Annotated in this window: 3 protein-coding genes; all 3 read left to right on the forward strand. The window is 72.4% G+C overall.

The genetic code is table 11. The annotated features are described in order from the left end of the window. The first annotated feature begins 246 nt into the window (after window positions 1-246). A complete protein-coding gene (locus AB0K37_RS41865; protein WP_363991718.1) occupies window positions 247-798 on the forward strand; it encodes a hypothetical protein in 552 nt (183 codons plus the stop codon). 84 nt (window positions 799-882) lie between these two features. Further along, the gene (locus tag AB0K37_RS41870) at window positions 883-1488 is read left to right on the forward strand and encodes a DUF2975 domain-containing protein (protein WP_363991721.1); all 606 of its coding nucleotides are present in this window, start codon (window positions 883-885) and stop codon (window positions 1486-1488) included. Continuing rightward, entirely contained in the window at window positions 1488-1712 is a 225-nt protein-coding gene (locus AB0K37_RS41875; RefSeq protein WP_363991724.1) for a helix-turn-helix transcriptional regulator, read from the forward strand. The genes AB0K37_RS41870 and AB0K37_RS41875 overlap by 1 nt, the downstream gene beginning before the upstream one ends. Window positions 1713-2085 lie beyond the last annotated feature (373 nt).

A 2085-nucleotide genomic window follows, 5' to 3' on the forward strand; every position in this document is an offset into this window, starting at 1 on the left:
GCCACCAACCTGATCAGCCAGCATCGCCGCCGCGAGGGGCGGTTCTGGCGGGCCGCGGCGCGTTCGGGGGCCGATCCCGCGGCGGGGTCGGCCGAACCTGGAGAACGACCTCACGGCCGACCGCGACGTCGACGTCGGCGGCCGGATCGCCGAACTCCACGACAAGATCGCCACTCGGCGGAGGGAGCGCGGCCTGTCCCCCGGGCTCGCCGACGAGCTGAACCGCGTCCTCGCGACCGCCCGGGCATGACGGGGCGGCGGGACACCGCGGCGTGGCGGCGCGAGGACCTCCCCCGGACGCCGCCCGCCGCCCGCTTCCCCTGGCTCGCGCTGGCCGGCGTCGCCGCCACGATCGTCGCGGCGGCCGTGCTCGTCCTCGGGATCGGCGACACCGTCTCCGCCCGCGACGACTCCGCCGGACGGCTGCTCCCGCTCCAGGCCGCGTCCCCGCCCGCACCGTCCCCGCCCGCGGAGTCCGGTCCGCGGATGCCCTCACCCCCGCCCGGACCGGACGCCGCCGAGCCGCCTCCCCCGCAGGCGCCGCCGAAACCGAGCGTCGCCGAGATCCTGGTGAGGCTGCGGCGTGCCGTGGACGCGGGAGTGGCCGCGGGGGACGTCCGCGAGGACGTCGGCCTCGACCTCGGCAACGTGATCGAGCGGATGCTCGACCACGGGCAGCGCGGCCGCGCGGACGTCGCCGCCCTGCGGTACAAGATCGCCACCCGCGCCCGGGAGGGCGCCATCACCGTCGGCCGCGCCGAGCAGCTCCGCGTGATCCTCGACGGCGCGGTCCGCTGACCGTCCGGCCGCAGGGCTTGACGGCGACATATCGTTTATCGTTATTATCGAGAAACGATATGCCTCCCCAAGGAGAGTTGAGACATGCCCCTGGCGGCGCGCTGGACGAAGTTCGACAGCCGTTCACTGGAACTGGTCATCGGGCTCGGCCTACTGCTGGTCGGGCTCTTCCAGGCCCTCTTCCCGATCCTCGGGGTGACCGGCCCCTTCCCGCCGATCGACACCCGTGACGTCGACCTCCGCTCCACCGCGCAGGTGCCGGACCTCGCCTCCGGCGGTACGGTCCTGCGCGGCACCCACCACGCCGAGCTGGCGGTCGGCGACCCCGGCCTCGGGGACCGGGTGCTGCTCGCCGCCCCCGAGGTCCTCCGCGCCGCGCTGATCATCGTGATCCTGTCTGTCCTGATGCGGATGGCCGCGACGTTCCGCACCGGCGACGTCTTCGTCCCGGCGAACGTCCGGCGGCTCTTCACGATCTCCATCGCCGTCCTGCTGCTCGGCACCGCCGCCCCCGCCCTCGACATGCTCACCACGAACGCGCTGGTCAGCGGCACCCCGCTCGAAGGCGCAGTAGAGATCGGCTTCACGGTGCGGGCCTCCGCCGTCCTGCTGGCCGTCCTGATCGCCGCGCTGGCCGGGGCGTTCGGGCACGGCGCCCGCCTGCGCGCCGACACCGAGGGCCTGGTCTGATGCCGCCCGAGGACCCCCACCAGATCACCGTCCACCTGGACGCGATCCTCGCCGACCGCGGCATCACCCTGGTCGAGCTGGCCGAACGCGTGGGCGTGACTCCCGTGAACCTGTCCATCCTGAAGAACGGCCGCGCGAAGGCGATCCGGTTCACCACCCTCAGCGCCCTGTGCCGCGAACTCGACTGCCAGCCCGGCGACATCCTCTCCCACACCAAGGACTGAGGCCCCGTGACGGCGACACATAGCGACCACCAGACGCGACAACCGCAACCGTCGGACGCAACGGCCTCAGCCCCTACAGCAACCACCAACAAGGCAAACCGTCGCGATTGCGAGCGAAGCCAGGTTCGAGCCTGCGAGAACCTGATCGCCGAGTGAGCCGCCAGGCGAACCGAGGCGATGCAGCAATCGCACATGTTTCTGGGGGTGGTCGGCGCCCCCAAGGCGCCGGCCGCCCCCAGAAACATAATAAATGGTGCGAGCGACGCCAGGTTCGAGCCTGCGAGAACCTGATCGCCGAGTGAGCCGCCAGGCGAACCGAGGCGATGCAGCAATCGCACGTGTTTTTTGGGGGGGGGGGGGCGGCGGCCCCGGC

Source organism: Actinomadura sp. NPDC049753 (assembly GCF_040674655.1).
Classification (GTDB): Bacteria; Actinomycetota; Actinomycetes; order Streptosporangiales; family Streptosporangiaceae; genus Spirillospora; species Spirillospora verrucosospora.

Excerpts from the sequence above, each read along its gene's own strand:
- AB0K37_RS41865 (WP_363991718.1), top strand. The coding sequence starts at position 247 with ATGACGGGGCGGCGGGACACCGCGGCGTGGCGGCGCGAGGACCTCCCC.
- AB0K37_RS41870 (WP_363991721.1), top strand. The coding sequence starts at position 883 with ATGCCCCTGGCGGCGCGCTGGACGAAGTTCGACAGCCGTTCACTGGAA.
- AB0K37_RS41875 (WP_363991724.1), top strand. The coding sequence starts at position 1,488 with ATGCCGCCCGAGGACCCCCACCAGATCACCGTCCACCTGGACGCGATC.